Here is an 18,391-nt window from a genome sequence, read left to right as displayed (position 1 = left end):
AATTTCCCTTATCTATCATAATAGAAGATAGATCCTCTTTAAGAGCAAGGCTCTTTCTATGTTCTCAAGAGAGAAAATCAAAGTATTCACTACCCCCGAACTATTCCTCTATTTCAGCCGTTAAATCATTTAACGGTTTTTTTTTGCTGTATATAAGAGATTGGGACATAACTGAATCAAGGCAATCTAAAGACAAACAAATGGGATAAATGAGATAGTATGGATCACTTGTTACACCACTGTTGATTTCCGTGCAAGGCTTCGCTTTCCGCGGGCGGCCGATGAGCCTCCTCGTCACTTGCGCGCGGGGTCTCATCTATTCTGCTTTTCTCGCAGGAGTCTTCGCCTTGCCCTCCAATCAACAGCTAGAAGCACCTACATATATGAAACCTACATCCACCCTACCAATGAAAAAATCCGAACGAGTTTGATTCTCTATCAAGAATCAAACTCGTTCGGATCTTCCTTCAACTAAAATACTTTTGTCTCAGCTTCTATCAATTATTTAGCAAATCTTTTTGCACCTAAGTAGCGCTTGCTCCAGTAGCTGTTATCTAAGCTTGCAATGGTTACACCCGTAGAAGACCCAGCATGAATAAATTGACGATTACCAAGGTAAATGCCCATATGTGTAGGACCGCTAGAATATGTATTAAAAAACACTAAGTCTCCAGGCCGTGGATTACTTACGGGTGTTGATACACTCCAGTAACCAGCCGTCGTATAGCGCGTTGTAGAAATTTGTTGTTTCATTACGTAATAAATGAATCCGCTGCAGTCAAAACCAGAAGGAGTTGTGCCACCCCATTTGTAAGGAACACCTATATAACGTTTTGCATCTGAAATCATTTGCGATACATTTAATGTTCCGTTAGAAGTTGAAGGTGTGGATGTACTTGGTTTTGTTGTTGGCGTAGTTGTTTGGCTGCTTTTTGATACCTTTAATTGTTGATTTACATAAATCGTATTAGACGTTAATCCGTTTATTTGTTTTAGCTCACTGACGCTCATGTGAAATGTCGAAGCTATTTTAGATAGGCTATCTCCACGCTGAACTTTGTAAGTTCCGTTTGCATCCTTAGAAGGAGTTTCTGCTGGTTTACTCGTAGTTGGAGTCGATGCGCTATTGCTTCCATTTACTTTTAACGTTTGGTTAATATAAATAATGTTAGAAGAAAGAGCGTTCAAACGTTTTAATTCTTCTACGCTCATATTAAAACGAGTAGCAACTTTCCAAAGGGTATCGCCGCTTTGAACTTTATAGGTTGAACCAGTAGCAGGAGCTGAAGGCTTTTCTTCCTTATTAGATGGTTGAGAGGTTGAAGCAGAAGGAATCGATAACGTTTGTCTTATGCGAATTGTATTTGAAGATAACTTATTTACGCTTTTTAAAGCTTCTACCGTTGTATGGTATTTGGTAGATAATGACCAAAGTGTATCTCCAGCTTTGACTTGAACAGTTGAAGCAGATGCTTCAGCTGAAGCTTGATATAGGAATGTCCCGCCAACAATGGCGCCTAGAGATAAAGCGAGCTGCCTTTTTTTCATTAATAAATCCCCCTAATTATGTAAATGTTTCGTGTTTATTTTTCCAATATATCTATTAAATTACAAAAATATTATATGTATAAATATGCTGGAATTTAAAGAGAAAGTAAAGGGTCTTTTTCGCTATAAAAATACCTTTTTATTCAAAAAACGCTATTTATTGTGCTTTTTGTATCTTTATCAGTAGCTGAAAAATGATTTACACTTATTTTTTTATGTCGAATGATCTAATAAAAAAAGAGGACAAGTAAAAAAGTCCTCTTTTTAGTAACGTCGTAACACATTTTATAATTTTTCTTATTCATTTCTGTACGCAAGAAGCTCTTGTAGTTCTTTATTAGAAAGTTCTGTTACCCATTGATCTCCTTGGATGAGTTCATTGTTTAGATGTTGTTTTTGATTGATCACTTCATCAATTTTTTCTTCAATCGTTCCTCTTGTAATAAACTTATGAACATGAACAAATTTATTCTGCCCAATTCGATGGGCGCGATCGGTTGCTTGGTTTTCAACGGCTGGGTTCCACCATCGGTCAAAATGAATAACGTGATTTGCAGCTGTTAAATTCAAGCCAGTTCCACCTGCGCGAAGAGAAAGGATAAAGATGGCTTTTTTCCTTGCTTGAAATTGAGCAACCATTTCATCTCTTTGTTCTTTTGACAAACTTCCGTGAAGGAATAAAACCGGCTCGTTGATTTCTTTTTCTAAGGTTCTTTGCAGCATGAGTCCTGTTTCAATATACTGAGTAAAGATTAAACAGCTTTCTTGCTGTGTGCGAATGCTCTCTACGAGTTCAATAATTTTTTCACTTTTATGAGATCGCCGTACCGTTTGTTTAGCTGCACTTTCCTTTAAGTACAAAGCTGGATGATTGCATAATAATTTTAGCTTATTTAGTGTTTGCAAAATCATGCCTTTTCGTTCAAATCCTGTTTTTTCCTCTGTTTCTTGAAGCATTCCTTGAACTAGCTCCTGGTAAAGTGAGGCCTGTTCTGCTGTTAGCGGAATATATTCTTTTTGTTCTTGTTTATCAGGCAGTGAGCGGGCGATGTTTTTATCTTGTTTTGTTCTTCTCAATAAGAAAGGCTGAATGAGTGCTTTGAGCTCAACAGTTCGTTCAGGTTTCTCGCCTTTTTCAATGCCGGCTACAAATCGGTTTTTAAATGAATTGATTGTTCCTAAGTAACCAGGATTGATGAATTCAAATAATGACCATAGTTCCAGCAGACGGTTTTCAATTGGAGTTCCAGTTAGCGCAATTTTGTGTCTTCCTTGCAGCTGCCGGATGGCTCTCGCCTGTTTAGTCTGCGGGTTTTTAACATGTTGTGCTTCGTCTAAGGTAATGCTGTTCCACATAAACCCTTTCAACAATTCGACATCCAAAAGGGCAACTTGATACGTCGTAATCACAACGTTAGTACTTTCACATATCTTCTCAAATGCGTCTCCGCTGGTTCTTTTCGTCCCGTAATGAACATGAACACGAAGAGAAGGGGCAAATTTCTGGAATTCTTTTTCCCAATTTCCAATTAAAGAAGTTGGGCAAACGATAAGAGAAGGAGAGCTATGTAACTGATGAATGTTTGTTAAATAACTAATTAATTGAATGGTTTTACCTAGCCCCATGTCATCTGCTAGACATCCTCCTAAGTTAAACTTTCTCAGAAACATGAGCCAATTCAAACCTTGCTGCTGATAAGGTCTTAATACACCTTTAAATGCAGAAGGAGGCAGCACTTCCGGCAGCCGTTCTAAATCCGTTAAGGATGTAATAAATGATTGAAAGGAAGCGGGGAGTTGGAACTCAACTTTTACCTCTTCTTCATCAGTTTTACTGTCTGCCATGTAGGTTAGCTTCGTTTTTAAAATTTCATGAATTGAGACGCCTTTTTTACTAGCTTCTTTAACAATTTTCTGCGCTTGTTTAATTAATCTAGAATCCAGTTGAATCCACTGTCCATTAATAGATAATAATCGGCGTTTTTGTTCGACTAATTTCCGAAACTCTTCTTCTGAGAAAGTTTGATCGCCAATAGAAAATGACCAGCGGAAGCTGCTGATAGCTTGTTTACCAAACAATGCAGATGAAGTATTTTCTATAGCGCCAGATACTTTTATAGTGGCTTTTTTTAATGATTCCCACCAGCTTGGCAAATGGATAGAGACACCTTGTTTAATCAATGCTGCACTATCTTGAGTTAGAAATTCCCATACTTCCTCATCTGTTAGGACAGACTGAATAAACGCTCCTTTTTGGTATAAAGTAGGAGCCAATGCTTTCCATCGTTCGTGTTCGTAAGCGATATATGATTCGTAGTGATTCCACTCTTTAGGAAGCGTTCTTCCCAGTATAAAAGGTTCTTTGGCTTCATCGTGGGGAATCACGAATGTTTCAGCCGTCCATACATCTCCATCGGTCGTTGGCTCTACAATACGCAATGAAAGGTCAAAGGGAGGATTATAGCTCTCACCTTCTATGCTTATTAAAAAGTCTTTTCCTTCTTTTTTTAATAGGCTCTCTTTAATTTGTGCTCGCCACTCTTGCTCATCAGCTTGTGAAAGCGATCCAGTCATTTGTTTTTTAAAAGGAAGAGAATGAAATTTCCCTTGGATAATCCTCCTTGTCATATCGACTGCAATTTGCTGATAAGCTTCCGCTGAAGCGGACAAAGCCGGTTTCAACACATGCTGTTGAATAGGTGATTGTATGAAAGTGAACATTTGCCATGCAGAAACAAGAATTCCTTTTTTTCCATTAATCTCAACCTGTGTAACTTCGCTTCCGTAATAGGTCTGTTCATGCCATAGAAACAGCGCATCTTTCCATGTATCAGGGAGCAAAATTTGGCCGCTAGGTGATACACAGTAGAGAAAAAAGTCACCGTGTACAGGTTCGACTTCAAGTGTTAAATGAAACAAATCAAACATTCAGTAAATCTCCTTTTTCTAATAGTTGTTGAAATACGCGCTGTTTCTTCGTTTTTATCGTTAATTCTTCTATATAATGTTCCCATAGTAGAGAGCGATTCATTTGTAGATAAAGTCTCTTTAATTCTTGTAAGTAGATATAGGCTTCTTGATAACTGCTTTTCTTTTTTTCGTAAATCAGCTTTGAAATCATTTGATGATAAAGAGGAATAACCAGCTTTTCATCTTTTTGTTTTAAGGCTTCTATCGTTTGCTCGTCATATTTGATGCTGTCATATTGAAGAAGCACCTGTAATTCAACCCACTTTTTCAATTGGTCAGAAGCATATAGAAAATCACTATATTCAATAAAACTATAGGGAAGTAATGTTTGCAATGCTTCAGTATACAAAGTTTGATCGTTCGTTAAGTCTTTATAGTGCTGAAATAAATTTACAATCATGGAGACCATGTTTCGGCTTCCTTGATAAGTAGTCGGAACGGTGCGTACGTAATCTCCTATATAGGCCATTATATAAGAGCCCCACTGAGCAAAGCGGTCAGTTTCTTTTTCGTGCAATAAATCATTTAACCAAGGAATAAGATAGGGAATCATTTGTAATGTTTCATCGCTCAAACGTTCTTTTGCTTCGTCATCTTTTTCTTGAAGGAATAAAAGATAGGAAAGAGCTGTATTGTTTATAAAAGAACCGTGCTTGGCTTTTAATTCGCGTTCCTCATTTTTTCGCCAATTTTCTAACGTGAAGACTTTTTGCCAAATAACGCGATAAATCTCAATACGTTCATATTGTAAAGGCATATCTTTATGCAATAATTCTCGGATGTATGGAATGCTGTCCTCTATAATAGATAATGCATCTTCATCGTATTTCGTTTGCTTTAATGAATCAGCGGTAGCATAAATTTCATTTGTTATTTTGTAGACGTGACTACATACGAATGATTCCTCGATGTTAGTAGAAAGCTGATGTGCCTGTAATTGAGCTGATAGTTTATAGAATGTATGAACCGCTCCATACATACAAAATAAAGCATAAAGCAATGGATGCTCAGGAGCCTTTTTCACTAAAGCACGGTAATAGTACTTATAATATTCATGATAAATGGAACGGTCATTTTCGTGCCGCCCCTGCATAAAAAGCGTATACTGCTCCTCAAAAGTTTGTCTCCACTCTTGAAAAGTTGCCTTCGGCTTTTTTAACACTTGTTTGGCAGATAGCATAGTCAAAGCTGCTTTTTCATGGTTTCGCCATTCTTTGAATAAGGGCGCAAGCGGTTCTATTAATGAATACATATAAAAAAATGCTGCAAAGCAGTGTTCACAAAATCCGTTATGCTGACAAGAACAGGTACTTTCAGTGAGCAGCTGCTTGTTTAGTTCAACATAAAACGAATCGATTTTAACGTTTAATATCTGTTCATCATTGTGCAAAATGAAGAATGAATGGGTACGGTAAAGGTCTAGTCCTGCTTGGGCATTCGTACGATAGCGTGCATCACTGTACGGGAAATGATGTATAAATTGGTGCTGTAAGTGATCTGAAAACGAACTCATAATCCCATTCCTTTCTATACATAAGTGGAGCATAAAATTATATTTATAAGTGATTAATTTTCTTTTCATTATAAATGATAAAAATAGAATTATACAAAATCTTTTGTTATGATAAAGCAGAATCCAACATGACTCTTTATAAAAAGAAATGGATTCAACATGACTTTGTGTACATACTCAATCGCAGACTTACTATACTATAACCAATAAGCACGATTGACATTGACAGGAGGAAAAGTAAGTGAAAATTCGTAAAGCTATTATTCCAGCAGCTGGATTAGGGACACGCTTTTTGCCGGCTACAAAAGCACAGCCTAAAGAAATGCTGCCAATTGTAGATAAACCAACGATTCAATACATTGTGGAAGAAGCAGTAGCATCAGGTATTGAAGATATTTTAATTGTAAGCGGTCGCGGAAAACGAGCAATCGAGGACCATTTTGATAAATCATATGAGTTAGAAGAAACATTAGCCGCAAAGGAAAAGTGGGACATGCTCGAAGAAGTGCAGGGGATTTCGAATTTGGCTAATGTTCACTACATTCGTCAAAAGGAACCTAAAGGATTAGGTCATGCCATTCACTGTGCAAGAAGTTTTATCGGAGATGAACCTTTTGCTGTTATGCTAGGCGATGATGTAGTTCAATCAGAAACCCCTTGTTTGAAACAGTTGATGGACGTATACGAAAAATATGAATGCGCTGTAGTTGGTGTACAGGAGGTGCCTAGGAAAGAAACTTCAAAGTACGGAATTGTAGGTCCTAAAGGAGAGCCTCTTGAAAAAGGATTATTAGACGTAGAAACGCTTGTTGAAAAACCGAATCCAGAAGAGGCCCCTTCAGGCTATGCAATTATGGGGCGCTATATTTTAACACCGGAAATTTTTGATATCTTAAGCAGAGAAGAGATTGGCGCAGGAGGAGAAATTCAATTAACAGATGCTATTTTACGTCTGAATGAATTTCAACGTGTTCTTGCTTATTATTTCGAAGGAAAACGTTATGATGTTGGAGATAAATTTGGATTCATTAAAGCAACAATTGATTTAGCTCTGCAAAGAGAACCGCTGCGAGAAGAGTTAGTGAGCTATTTTAGAGAAATTGTCGAAAAAGAAGGGCATATGTAAAATATATTTACTAGGGGAACTATTGGGAATCAAGGAGATTTTCAATAGTTCTTTTGGGTTAGAGCTTGTTGTACAAAAGATGGTTATATCGTTTATTGATGAATTCTCATAAAATGTTACATAATAATAAGTAAAAGAAATTATTTCATGTTTTTATATAAATGCTATCATGAAATGACATTTTTCGATATAATATCAGATAGGTTTTATTTATTAAGCATGTCATATAAAGGAGATTTTCTGCAATGACAAAGAAATTGTGTGTAGTTGGTTTAGGATATATAGGTTTACCGACAGCTGTTATGTTTGCCAATCACGGCTTATATGTACATGGTGTCGACGTAAATGAAAAAGCAGTAGAATTAATTAAAAATAAGCAACTTCATATAGAAGAAAACGGCTTACAAGAACGTTTAGAATCAGCAGTTGACAACGGCCACTTCACGGTAGGCACAACGGCTGAAGAGGCGGATATTTTTATTATTGCTGTACCATCACCAATTAATGAAGATAAAACGGCAAATTTGAACTATGTTCGAGAAGCGACAAAATCGATTGTTCCTTACGTTCGTAAAGGAAATTTAGTAATTTTAGAATCCACAGTTCCTCCGCGTACAGTAGAAGACGTTATGCTACCTGTGCTAAAAGAAACTGGTTTAGAATTAGGCAGTGAGTTATTTGTTTCTCATTCACCTGAACGCGTTATTCCAGGAAAAGTATTTGAGGAACTAGTAAATAATGACCGTATTGTCGGTGGTATTAACGAAGAGTCTAGTCGTTTGACTGTTGAGCTTTATAAAACATTTGTAAAAGGAAATATTCACGTAACGGATGCTACAACAGCTGAAATGGTGAAAGTAATCGAAAACACATATCGTGATGTGAACATTGCGTTTGCAAATGAGCTGGCAAAAATCAGTGAAAAAATTGGTGTAAATGCGTGGGAAGCGATTAAGTTAGCGAACTATCATCCACGTGTAAACATTCATTTACCAGGTCCTGGTGTAGGCGGCCACTGTATTGCTGTTGACCCTTGGTTCTTAACGGAGCTTCAGCCAGAACTGGCAAAAATTATTTCTCTTTCTCGTCATACAAATGATTCAATGCCTGAATATACAGCATTGAAAACGAAAAGCCTACTAGATGAAAAGGGCATTCAACATGGACGTGTAGCTGTTTTAGGTTTAGCTTTTAAAGGGAATATTGACGATATGCGTGAAAGTCCATCAACAGATGTACTTCATCATTTAGAAAAGCTGGGCGTTGATTACACAGCATTTGATCCTCATATCAAAGAGAATAAAATCGAACGTCAGACGCAAAGTTTGGATGAAGCTGTTGCACATGCGGATGTGATTCTTATTTTAACAGATCATAATGAGTTCAAAGAGCTTCTTCCATCATCTGTTGAAAATCACATGCGTACAAAAGTTATTTTTGATACGAAAAACTGCATTCAGCGTGATCAATGGAAAGCAGCAGGCTTTGACGTAGTGTTACTTGGTGATTCAAAAGTTTCTACTTTATAAAAAGACGGGCTGAACAGCCTGTCTTTCGTTTGTAAAAAACTAAAAAATCAACATACGGGTGATTTAATGAAGGAAAACATCTTAGGAATAGACGTTTGTAGCGACACGTACGATGAGCTAGCGGTAAAGTTACTTCAGGATATAGATAAAGGCCGAAAATCATTTATTGTAGCAATCAACCCTGAAAAAATTATGAAAGCACAAGAAGACAGGGAATTGAAGTCACTATTGAATCAGGCGACTTATCAAATTCCAGATGGAATCGGTGTGATTTTAGCTTCAAAGCTCAAAAAGGGACGTATTCGTGAGCGTGTAACGGGTATTGATATGATGCTGAAGCTGTGTAAAGAAGCAACGAATAACGGTAAAAGAATTTTTTTATACGGAGCCAAGCCTGGAATTGCAGATGAAGCCAAAGCTAAGTTGGAAGAGATGTTTCCAGGGATTTTAATTGTTGGAACATTAAATGGCTATGAAAAAAATGAAGAAGTCATTGAACGTACGATTAATGATTCAGGAGCAGAAATTGTTTTTGTGGCTTTAGGGAGTCCAGCCCAAGAAAATTGGATTATTGCTCATAAAGAGAAACTTAATCCTTCTGTTTATCAAGGCGTAGGGGGCTCGTTCGATGTTATTTCAGGACGATTGAACCGAGCACCTGCTGTTTTTCAAAAGTTTGGTTTAGAGTGGCTTTATCGACTGTTAAAAGAACCATGGAGATGGAAGCGTCAGTTAGAATTACCTAGGTTTCTTCTTCGAGTGTTAAGAGGTTAAAAAAGCATGCGGATTATATCCGCATGCTTTTTATTTTTAGATATCTTCTTTCTTGTTTTGTTGCTTGATTTCATCCGTTAGTTCGTGCAAGCTTTGTCGCACATTTCCTTTTCCAGAAAAGTTCTCAATCAATTCCTTCACATCTATACCTGAGGATGCTTTCAGCGATTCTTGAAGAGAAGACATTAAGTTTGTTGCATAGCCAGTCACTTTATTAGCTCCGCTGTTTTCACCATTGCTTCCTGTATCCACAACCGTAATTTTGTCGATATTTGCTAAAGGACTTGCAACTTGTTTTGCATATTCAGGAAGCATCTTGATAATCATATCTAAAATAGCCGCTTGACCGAACTGCTCGAATGCTTCAGCTACTTTTTGTTTAGCTTCTGCTTCAGCTAAACCTTTTAAGCGGATAATCTCAGCTTCAGATTCACCTTGGGCACGCTGAGCTTCAGCCTTTGCTAAGCCATCAATTCGAACGCGTTCAGCTTCAGCTTTAGCCATTGCTTCAATTCGATATTTGTTGGCGTCTGCTTCAGCAAGCTGTTTTGCTTTTTCAGCTTCTGCGGATTGCTCAACAGAGTAACGATCTGCATCTGCTTTCTTTTTTACTTCAGAATCGTATTGACGCTCACGACGAAGAATTTCTTTTTCTTCTAATTCAATTTGTTTCTGACGTTCAATAATGCGGATTTGCATTTCTTGTTCTGTTACATCTTGTTTCGCGCGAGCTGTTTCTAGATCATATGCTTGGTCAGCACGAGCTTTGGCAATATCTTGTTCACGACGATATTCAGCGGTTTTTAACTGATTCATTTTTTCAGCTTCCGCGATTTCCGTATTTCGCTCAAGCTCTGCTTTTTGGGCATCTTTATGAGCCTCAGCACGCTTGATTCTTGTTTCTTTTTCAGCTTCCGCTGTTGCAATGTCAGCATCTCGCTTAACTTGAGCAATACGAGGTTTCCCTAGAGATTCTAGATAGCCGTTCTTATCCCGAACGTCTTTAATTGTAAACGATACAATAATTAACCCCATTTTAGCCAGATCTTGTGAAGCTACGCGCTGTACTTCTTGAGAAAATTTTTCACGGTTTTTATAAATTTCTTCTACCGTCATAGAACCAAGAATCGAGCGAAGGTGACCTTCTAAGACCTCTCTAGCTTCGGTTTCACGATCTTCTTTTGCTTTGCCTAAAAACTGCTCAGCGGCCGTTGCAATTTCTGAAATAGAACCTCCAATTTTAATGATTGATACCCCATCAGCCATAACAGGAACACCTTGTTCTGTATATACTTCAGGTGTAGATACTTCCAGTTTGCTTGATAGCAAGCTCAGAGGCTCAGCCTGCTGAAAAACTGGCAGCACAAACGTACCGCCGCCGCGAACAATTTTAATGCGGTTTCCGGATTCATCGACGTGCACGTTTTTATTTCCCAGATAGCTTCCTGTTACAATTAACGCTTCATCTGGACCTGCTGTACGGTATTTTGTAATAAATACGGCAATCAGCGCTATTAATAAAAAAACAACAATTCCAACGACAACTAATATAGGTGTTGAAAACATAAAACTCCCCCTAATACTATTTATAATGAGTGATTGGTCATAACTTCTTCATAAATCACAACGAGTGCGTTGCCCCTTTGTATATCTACCACAAGCACTTTGCTGCCTAAAGGTATAGCAGTGTTTTTAAAGCTGGCAGCGGGTTTGGAGATAGTGCCGCTAACCCCTTCGATAAATACTTCTCCATAACCATCTGCAGGAACAGAAGTAATAATGGTACCAAGTCTTCCTTTTAACGAATCTTCAGTAAAAGCAAGAGACTCTTCAGCCGATGATAAAGGAATCAATACGAAAACGTTGAGCAAAATAACGAGTAGAAGGGCAATAAGAGCGGAAATCGAAATAATCCAATAATTTTGCAATGACGTATAGGCGAACAAATATCCACTGGCACTAAAGAATGTTAAAAAAGAAAAAAGAAGAGTGGGGTTAAAAAAAGGTATCGCTTCAGATAATCCATCTAACAAATCGCTAAATAAAATGTATAAGAAGGTGAGGCTTCCGCAGATAATTAATCCATACAAATACACTGTTTGAACAGATAGACCGAACATAGTTCATTCAACACCCCCTTTATGTAAGATGATTGATGCTGTTTCTACTATGTATTACGAACCGTATCGAAAAAAAGTTTCATTTTTTTGATAAAATTCCTTTTTTTGTTTGATTTTATCTCTGTCCATTTCACTATATTTTAACTTTTAAATGATATAAGATAAGGACAACGATTCAGTGAATGTTGTTTGAAGTAGTGGATATGCATAGGTCAAAAGTTTGTTCATATAATGAGTGGGGCCATGTGAAATAAAAATAAAGGTTTAAATATGCTTAATAAAAAGGAAAAAGAGTTAGAGATGACGAATAAATTAGACGAAAAGGGGGGAGTTTGCTTATATTTTAATAAAATATAGTAAAGAAAATGTTCTACATAAAATAACCACATAAGAATAAAGTAAATCAGCTGTTTATACACCAAAAAATACAGTTCTTTTCTATTAATAGTTTGTAAATGTGCTAATTTTTGAGAATAAATTTCTATTTAAGTAGTAGAATCATTGTGATATAATCCATTTTGGGAATAAGTAAGTAATTATTGTTATACGCAATTTGAAATACTATCCAATTATATAAAGTTGGATACATTTTTTATGGTTTTGGTTAACATAAACCTGAGGAGGGTCTCCATGCTATATTTGACCTTGTTTATTTGTTTTATTACATCTATTCTGATCACTCCGCTGGTTAAGAAGCTGGCGTTTAAAATAGGTGCAACGGATAAACCAAATCAACGAAAAGTTCATCAAAAAATTATGCCTCGCCTTGGAGGTTTGGCGATATTTTTTAGTTTTCTTATTGGATACCTCGTTTTACAGCCTGACAGTAAATATGCGCTGCCGATTTTAATCGGAAGCATCATTATCATCATTACTGGTGTCTTAGATGATATGATTGAGCTATCCGCTAAAATCAAATTAGGCGGTCAGCTAGTAGCGACATTAATTGTTGTTGTATACGGTGGAGTCCAAATTGACTTCATTAACTTGCCGTTTGGCGGAAAATTAGAATTCGGAATGTTAAGCATTCCAATTACGGTATTATGGATTGTAGGAATTACCAATGCTATTAATTTAATTGATGGATTGGATGGATTAGCTGCCGGCGTTTCCTCTATTGTATTGATTACCATCTCGGGTATGGCTATTATGATGGGCAATGTGTTTGTGACAAGCATGGGTTTCATCGTATTGGGAAGTACGCTCGGATTTTTGTTTTACAACTTTCACCCCGCTAAGATTTTCATGGGCGATACAGGAGCACTATTTTTAGGCTATATGATTTCTGTATTGTCTCTGTTAGGATTTAAAAATGTAGCGGTTATTTCCTTCATTGTTCCAGTTATTATTTTAGGAGTACCAATTTCAGACACGTTCTTTGCTATTATTCGCCGAATCGTAAAAAATCAACCGCTATCGGCTCCTGATAAATCTCATTTGCATCATTGCTTGTTGCGCTTAGGGTACAGCCATAGACAAACGGTTTTAATTATTTATGGAATGAGTGCGATATTTGGTTTAGCGGCAGTTATCTTCTCAAAGGTACAAACAATGTGGGGGTCTTTTCTTGTACTAGCTATCCTCCTTGTAGCGATTGAAATTATCGTTGAAAAGATAGGACTAGTTGATAAGACATACAGGCCAATTCTTAACATGGTTCGTGGACTTCGTTTAAAAAATTAATTAAAAAGACCTCTTGGATATCCAAGAGGTCTTTTTAATTATTCTGTTGTATCTGAAGTTGATTCAATGCCTAAATGCTTGCGGAGCTTTTCACTTACTTTTTCCACTGAATCATTGTCTAGTTTGAAGTAGTAAACGCCGTTAATTTTTTCATCGCTACCGTCTAAGTTAATGGTTTCGATGTCTACTTTTTTCGAAGCATAATCATAAAACGAAAGCATTTCACCGAACATTAAATTCGTTTTCATATTATCGCCAACAGCTTCGATAAGATTTCCATATTTATTTAGTGATCCAATGGAAGCAGCTTTTTTAATCATGGCTTCAATCAACTGCTGTTGTCTTTTTCCTCGCTCAATATCGTTGTCTTGTTTTCGTGTTCGAGCAACAGCTAACGCTTCTTCGCCATTTAAATGTTGATTTCCTGGTTTTAAGACAATAGCATTATGACGATCTTTTGAGTCCTTTTCACTCATCGCATAAGGTACATCAAAATCGATTCCCCCAAGTGAGTCTACAATGTCTGTGAAAGCTTTAAAATTCACTTTAACATAGTAATCAACAGGGACATTAAACAGCTGTTCTACCGTTTCTACAGTTGCTTTTGGACCTCCGTAAGCATGGGCATGAGTAATTTTATCTTTTTTGTTCACTTCAGGTATATAAACCCGCGAATCTCGAGGTATGCTTACAAGCTTTACGGTTTTATTTGTTTCGTTAAAGGTCGCCAAAATTAAAGCATCTGTACGGGCTGATTTTCCGAATTTCCTGGTTTCACTATCATCTACGCCCATAAATAAAATGGATATATCATCTTTTTTGGGATCGATTTTACGATCACGCATAGGAGAATTATCGCGATCTCCGAGTCCTTCATAAGAATCAGAAGCTACTGTTTTAGCTTTAACAAATAAATAAGAGCCATAAGCGGTTGCAGAAAGCCCTAAAATAAGGATAGGTAACAGAAAAAATGTAAAAAGCCTTCGTTTTCTTTTCCGTTTGTTTACTCTTTTTTGAAAACGTCTATATTGAGCCATACGGTTTCTCCTTTTATTCGTATATTCGAACACTTATTGTGACACTTAGTATGTGTTATAAATTGGAATGTATGAATCAAACTCGTCAAAGCTATGCATCTGTACGAGGTTTTTTACTCATTGACAAGTAGCGCAACCATCAGAATAGTTGCGCTATTTATCAATTGTACAATGTTTTTTAATAAGAGTAAATAATTCATTCTACATCTTCTTCTAAATAGGTCGTCTCACCTGCTCGAATATCTGCTTGGCCGTTTGTTAGCTCGGTCATCCATTCAGTAAATGCTTCTGTTTGAGCTTCCTCTACAAATGTTTCAATCTCTACCATATCTGCGTAGTGGATTTCTTTTAATAGATAAACGGAACTGCGAAGCTCATTTTCTAATTTTCCAAGCCATGTATAGTCGACGGTTGTATGCATAACCGCCATGAGAGTTCGTTTGACTGTACCTAGTTCATTTAACGCTTCGGAAACGGATTTTCCATACGCGCGTACCAAGCCACCTGCGCCCAATTTAATGCCTCCGAAATAGCGCGTAACGACGACCACTGTATCTTTTAAGCCTCTCTTTTTAAGCACTTCTAACATTGGTACGCCTGCTGTTCCACTTGGTTCTCCATCATCGTTTGCTTTTTGAAATTGATCTCGTTCTCCAATTAGGTAAGCTGAACAGTTATGAGTAGCATTCCAGTGCTGTTTTTTAATGTCTTGAATAAATTGCTGAGCTTCTTCCTCAGTTGTTACACGTTTCATATGACAAATGAATCTAGATTTTTGAATAGTGATTTCATGTGAACCTTCTTGTTTTACGGTATAATATTGTGATAACAATCAAAAAATCCTCCTTAGCGTTATAAATAGAAGAAAAACGGGTATTTACGTACTGTTTACTTGCTATTAGTATAAAATGTTTATGAAAAGACATCAATTAATCAAATTCAACATCACTTAAACAAGCCATACAGAATATACGTTATAATAAAAGAGTGTGCAGGCTTGTATAGCTAAATAATGAAATGGTTTAAACAGGAAGTTAGTCACTGTTGAAGAGTGAGCGTAAATGGTAATCTATTCAAATAACGCGAGTCAAGCGTTGATTGATGTCGAGTTTGAGGGTACTAAAAACAACCGTTACTTTTTGGATATAAAAAGTCAGATAGGGAGAAAATATGGATCTTATCCTCACAATTCAGATAGGTCATACGAATACTATATATAGCATGAACGTATAGACATTTCTCCGAATGTGAGTATAGTTTGGGGTGAGTAAATGTCGAAACATAAATTAACAAGCAAGGCACTTGATGAAATTTTTGAGAAGATTATTGGCACAGTGGGAGATAGTAAAAATGAAGTCTATCGCCTTTCTGAAGATGCCAGACAAGAATATCAGCAAATTAAAGAAGAGTTAGAAGTGTTAAAAGGAAAAGTTCTTGAGACGATAGAGCAAGGCGATAAATTGGAAACTCAGGCAAGGTTGGCTCGAAAGCGTTTGTCTGATGTGAGCCGACATTTTCAAATTTATTCAGAGCCTGAAGTAAAAGACGCTTATGAAAAAGCACACGAATTACAAACCAAGCTGCTGATGAATCAGCAAAGCGAATATCAGCTGCGTAATCGTCGAGATGAACTAGAAAGACGCTTGCTTACATTGGAAGAAACGATTAAACGTGCAGATCACCTAGTAGGTCAAATTTCCGTTGTGTTAAATTATTTAACAAGTGATTTAAAACAAGTAGGGGAAATAGTAGAAGATGCTATTCAAAAAGAGTATTTTGGCTTTCGGATTATTGAAGCTCAGGAAGAGGAACGGAAACGTTTGTCAAGAGAGATTCATGACGGCCCAGCTCAAATGCTTGCAAATGTTATGATGAGATCGGAATTAATTGACCGAATTTACCGGGAACGTAGTGCAAAAGAAGCAATGGAAGAAATTCGAGATTTACGAAAAATGGTTCGTTCTGCCCTATACGAAGTGCGTCGAATTATATATGATTTAAGACCGATGGCACTTGACGACTTAGGTCTAATTCCGACACTGCGTAAATATCTTGATACAATCGAAGATTATAACGAAGGCAAGCCTCGGATTACGTTTATTTCCATTGGACAAGAGAAGCGAACTGCTTCAAAATTAGAAGTAGCACTGTTTCGTCTAGTGCAAGAAGCTGTAACGAACGCATTAAAACATGCAGACGCGACAGAAATCCAAGTGAAGATAGAGTTCAACAATGAACACGCTATTTTGCTTGTCAAAGATGACGGCTGCGGTTTTAATCAAGAAGAGAAAAAAGAGAATTCGTTCGGCTTAATAGGAATGAAAGAGCGTGTTGATTTGTTAGATGGGACTATTTCTGTTCATTCGAAAATTAACCAAGGCACGCTTGTTATGATTAAAGTACCGATTATAGCCGCTTAAAAAGGCAGAGATATGTATATAAATAGGGGTCAATATAGAGTAAAACATTTGTTGTTCGATTTGGGGAGGAATCAAACATGCAGACAAGAATTATCATAATCGACGATCACCAATTATTCCGTGAAGGAGTAAAAAGAATTTTAGATTTCGAAAAAGATTTTGAAGTAGTTGCAGAAGGTGACGACGGTAGCGAAGTTATTGACCTTGTAGAAGAACATCAACCTGATGTTGTAATCATGGATATTAACATGCCGGCTGTAAATGGTGTAGAAGCTACGAAAAAGCTTGTAGAAGTAAATCCGGACGCTAAAGTTATTATCTTATCTATCCATGATGATGAGACATATGTAACTCATGCCTTACAAACAGGTGCACGAGGCTATCTGCTAAAAGAAATGGATGCGGATGCGTTAATTGAGGCGGTGAAAGTAGTTGCAGAAGGTGGTTCATATTTACACCCGAAAGTAACGCATAGTTTAGTAAAAGAGTACCGTCGACTAGCAGCTCAAGGACAATCGTCTTCTTATCCGCACGAACCAATTGAGATTCGCCGTCCACTACATTTGTTAACACGTCGTGAGTGCGAAGTGCTACAACTGTTAGCTGATGGTAAAAGTAACCGAGGAATCGGAGAAGCATTATATATTAGTGAAAAAACCGTTAAAAACCATGTGAGTAATATTTTGCAAAAAATGAATGTAAATGATCGTACTCAAGCTGTTGTTGTTGCAATCAAAAATGGTTGGGTAGAAGTAAGATAAGTTCAAAAGTCCGGTATACCGCTAGGTATATCGGACTTTTTTTTTCTTTTTATAACTTTTTTTGAAATTGTGGGTAAAAAGTCATGTTTAATGAGAGAGGAAAACAACCGATAGGTTAAGGGAAGAAAATATCTTTTAGGAAGGCGAAGAGTGATACCTTTACGCATTTACTCGTCCTTCAACTTCGCTTAAGCATAAAGGAAATCTTAAGGATCCTACAACCTTCGACGAAAGCATCCATACCTCAAACCAATGTTCATCAAGTTGATGCATGCTCTTGTAAAAGAAGGTCTTCAATACATTCAGATACATATGAGGCCGTAGAAGAATTTATTCGAACCTTAACTGGTGTCCTTTAAAAATTTAAGAGTTAGCTTTTAGTGAAACAAATAGAAAACTGATTTAAAGAAGACAAGAAGGTGATGAAGCTGAATTTTATAACGGAAGAATTAATCTATCATAAATCTCCGCAAGAGCTAACAGCTATGATGTATGAAAAAATTATTCAAAATATTGATGAAGCTGTTATAGCAATTCAACACAGCGATTATTTTACAGCGAATGAAAAAATTAAACAGTGCAACGATATTTTATATCGGCTAGGAATTGGCTTAACATATCAAGCAGGTACCATTGCAGAGCAGTTAGATACCCTTTACAACTATATGTCTGAGCGATTAATTATGGCTAATTTTAAAAAAGATACGTTTATTTTATGTGAAGTTCAACAAATGATGAAGAAGCTTTCTAACGCTTGGAATGAAGTGTTAAAAGCAACGCCTAAAGTTACCTCTTCGCCCCGAAAAAAACAAGCTGTCTTCTTATGAACAGCATATAAGTATCACTCTTAGCTAAAGGATAATCATCATATCCACGCATCAGATGCCTCTCGAAACTTTTCACCTAATCA

15 protein-coding genes are annotated in these 18,391 nt (G+C 36.9%); 7 read left to right on the top strand and 8 right to left on the bottom strand.

Annotated elements, in window-relative coordinates; translation table 11 throughout:
- Positions 1 to 224 precede the first annotated feature (224 nt).
- The 4 genes from LIS78_RS25990 to LIS78_RS25975 form a co-directional block, all read right to left on the bottom strand.
- Complete coding sequence (locus tag LIS78_RS25990) at positions 225 to 362, bottom strand: hypothetical protein (protein WP_195783343.1); 138 nt, start codon at positions 360 to 362, stop codon at positions 225 to 227.
- Between the two features lie 139 nt (positions 363 to 501).
- Complete coding sequence (locus LIS78_RS25985) at positions 502 to 1,548, bottom strand: C40 family peptidase (RefSeq protein WP_209150771.1); 1,047 nt, start codon at positions 1,546 to 1,548, stop codon at positions 502 to 504.
- Positions 1,549 to 1,845: 297 nt separating this feature from the next.
- Positions 1,846 to 4,476, bottom strand: a complete 2,631-nt coding sequence (locus LIS78_RS25980) for a DEAD/DEAH box helicase (RefSeq protein WP_209150770.1) — start codon at positions 4,474 to 4,476, stop codon at positions 1,846 to 1,848.
- Positions 4,469 to 6,031 (bottom strand): replication initiation protein, encoded by a 1,563-nt coding sequence (locus LIS78_RS25975; protein ID WP_209150769.1) that lies wholly within the window; start codon positions 6,029 to 6,031, stop codon positions 4,469 to 4,471. The genes LIS78_RS25980 and LIS78_RS25975 overlap by 8 nt, the downstream gene beginning before the upstream one ends.
- A gap of 241 nt (positions 6,032 to 6,272) precedes the next feature.
- On the opposite strand from LIS78_RS25975, the gene galU reads away from it, so the two are divergent.
- The 3 genes from galU (at position 6,273) to LIS78_RS25960 (ending at position 9,460) form a co-directional block, all read left to right on the top strand.
- A complete protein-coding gene (galU, locus tag LIS78_RS25970; RefSeq protein WP_029319374.1) occupies positions 6,273 to 7,157 on the top strand; it encodes a UTP--glucose-1-phosphate uridylyltransferase GalU in 885 nt (294 codons plus the stop codon).
- Between the two features lie 245 nt (positions 7,158 to 7,402).
- Positions 7,403 to 8,686 carry a nucleotide sugar dehydrogenase gene (locus LIS78_RS25965; RefSeq protein WP_209150768.1) on the top strand — a complete coding sequence of 428 codons (1,284 nt, stop codon included), beginning with the start codon at positions 7,403 to 7,405 and terminating at the stop codon, positions 8,684 to 8,686.
- A gap of 66 nt (positions 8,687 to 8,752) precedes the next feature.
- Positions 8,753 to 9,460 carry a WecB/TagA/CpsF family glycosyltransferase gene (locus LIS78_RS25960; protein WP_013059779.1) on the top strand — a complete coding sequence of 236 codons (708 nt, stop codon included), beginning with the start codon at positions 8,753 to 8,755 and terminating at the stop codon, positions 9,458 to 9,460.
- A 36-nt stretch (positions 9,461 to 9,496) separates the two neighbouring features.
- On the opposite strand, the gene floT is transcribed toward LIS78_RS25960, so the two are convergent.
- Positions 9,497 to 11,026 (bottom strand): flotillin lipid rafts scaffold protein FloT, encoded by a 1,530-nt coding sequence (floT, locus tag LIS78_RS25955; RefSeq protein ID WP_013085445.1) that lies wholly within the window; start codon positions 11,024 to 11,026, stop codon positions 9,497 to 9,499.
- A 20-nt stretch (positions 11,027 to 11,046) separates the two neighbouring features.
- A complete protein-coding gene (locus LIS78_RS25950) occupies positions 11,047 to 11,580 on the bottom strand; it encodes an NfeD family membrane protein (protein ID WP_013085444.1) in 534 nt (177 codons plus the stop codon).
- Between the two features lie 630 nt (positions 11,581 to 12,210).
- On the opposite strand from LIS78_RS25950, the gene LIS78_RS25945 reads away from it, so the two are divergent.
- Complete coding sequence (locus LIS78_RS25945; protein WP_013059776.1) at positions 12,211 to 13,263, top strand: glycosyltransferase family 4 protein; 1,053 nt, start codon at positions 12,211 to 12,213, stop codon at positions 13,261 to 13,263.
- A 38-nt stretch (positions 13,264 to 13,301) separates the two neighbouring features.
- On the opposite strand, the gene LIS78_RS25940 is transcribed toward LIS78_RS25945, so the two are convergent.
- Positions 13,302 to 14,300, bottom strand: a complete 999-nt coding sequence (locus tag LIS78_RS25940) for an LCP family protein (protein WP_028412005.1) — start codon at positions 14,298 to 14,300, stop codon at positions 13,302 to 13,304.
- Positions 14,301 to 14,496: 196 nt separating this feature from the next.
- Entirely contained in the window at positions 14,497 to 15,132 is a 636-nt protein-coding gene (locus tag LIS78_RS25935; RefSeq protein ID WP_013085443.1) for a YigZ family protein, read from the bottom strand.
- 439 nt (positions 15,133 to 15,571) lie between these two features.
- Between LIS78_RS25935 and LIS78_RS25930 the strand changes: the two genes are divergently transcribed.
- The 3 genes from LIS78_RS25930 to fliS all read left to right on the top strand — a co-directional run bounded on the left by LIS78_RS25930 (position 15,572) and on the right by fliS (position 18,308).
- The gene (locus LIS78_RS25930) at positions 15,572 to 16,720 is read left to right on the top strand and encodes a sensor histidine kinase (RefSeq protein ID WP_013059773.1); all 1,149 of its coding nucleotides are present in this window, start codon (positions 15,572 to 15,574) and stop codon (positions 16,718 to 16,720) included.
- A 77-nt stretch (positions 16,721 to 16,797) separates the two neighbouring features.
- Positions 16,798 to 17,481 carry a response regulator gene (locus LIS78_RS25925; RefSeq protein WP_013059772.1) on the top strand — a complete coding sequence of 228 codons (684 nt, stop codon included), beginning with the start codon at positions 16,798 to 16,800 and terminating at the stop codon, positions 17,479 to 17,481.
- A 422-nt stretch (positions 17,482 to 17,903) separates the two neighbouring features.
- A complete protein-coding gene (gene fliS / locus LIS78_RS25920) occupies positions 17,904 to 18,308 on the top strand; it encodes a flagellar export chaperone FliS (RefSeq protein ID WP_245210726.1) in 405 nt (134 codons plus the stop codon).
- Positions 18,309 to 18,391 lie beyond the last annotated feature (83 nt).

This window comes from Priestia megaterium (assembly GCF_023824195.1).
In the GTDB taxonomy this organism is placed as follows: Bacteria; Bacillota; Bacilli; order Bacillales; family Bacillaceae_H; genus Priestia; species Priestia megaterium_D.
This window is presented reverse-complemented; position numbering and strand designations above follow the sequence as displayed.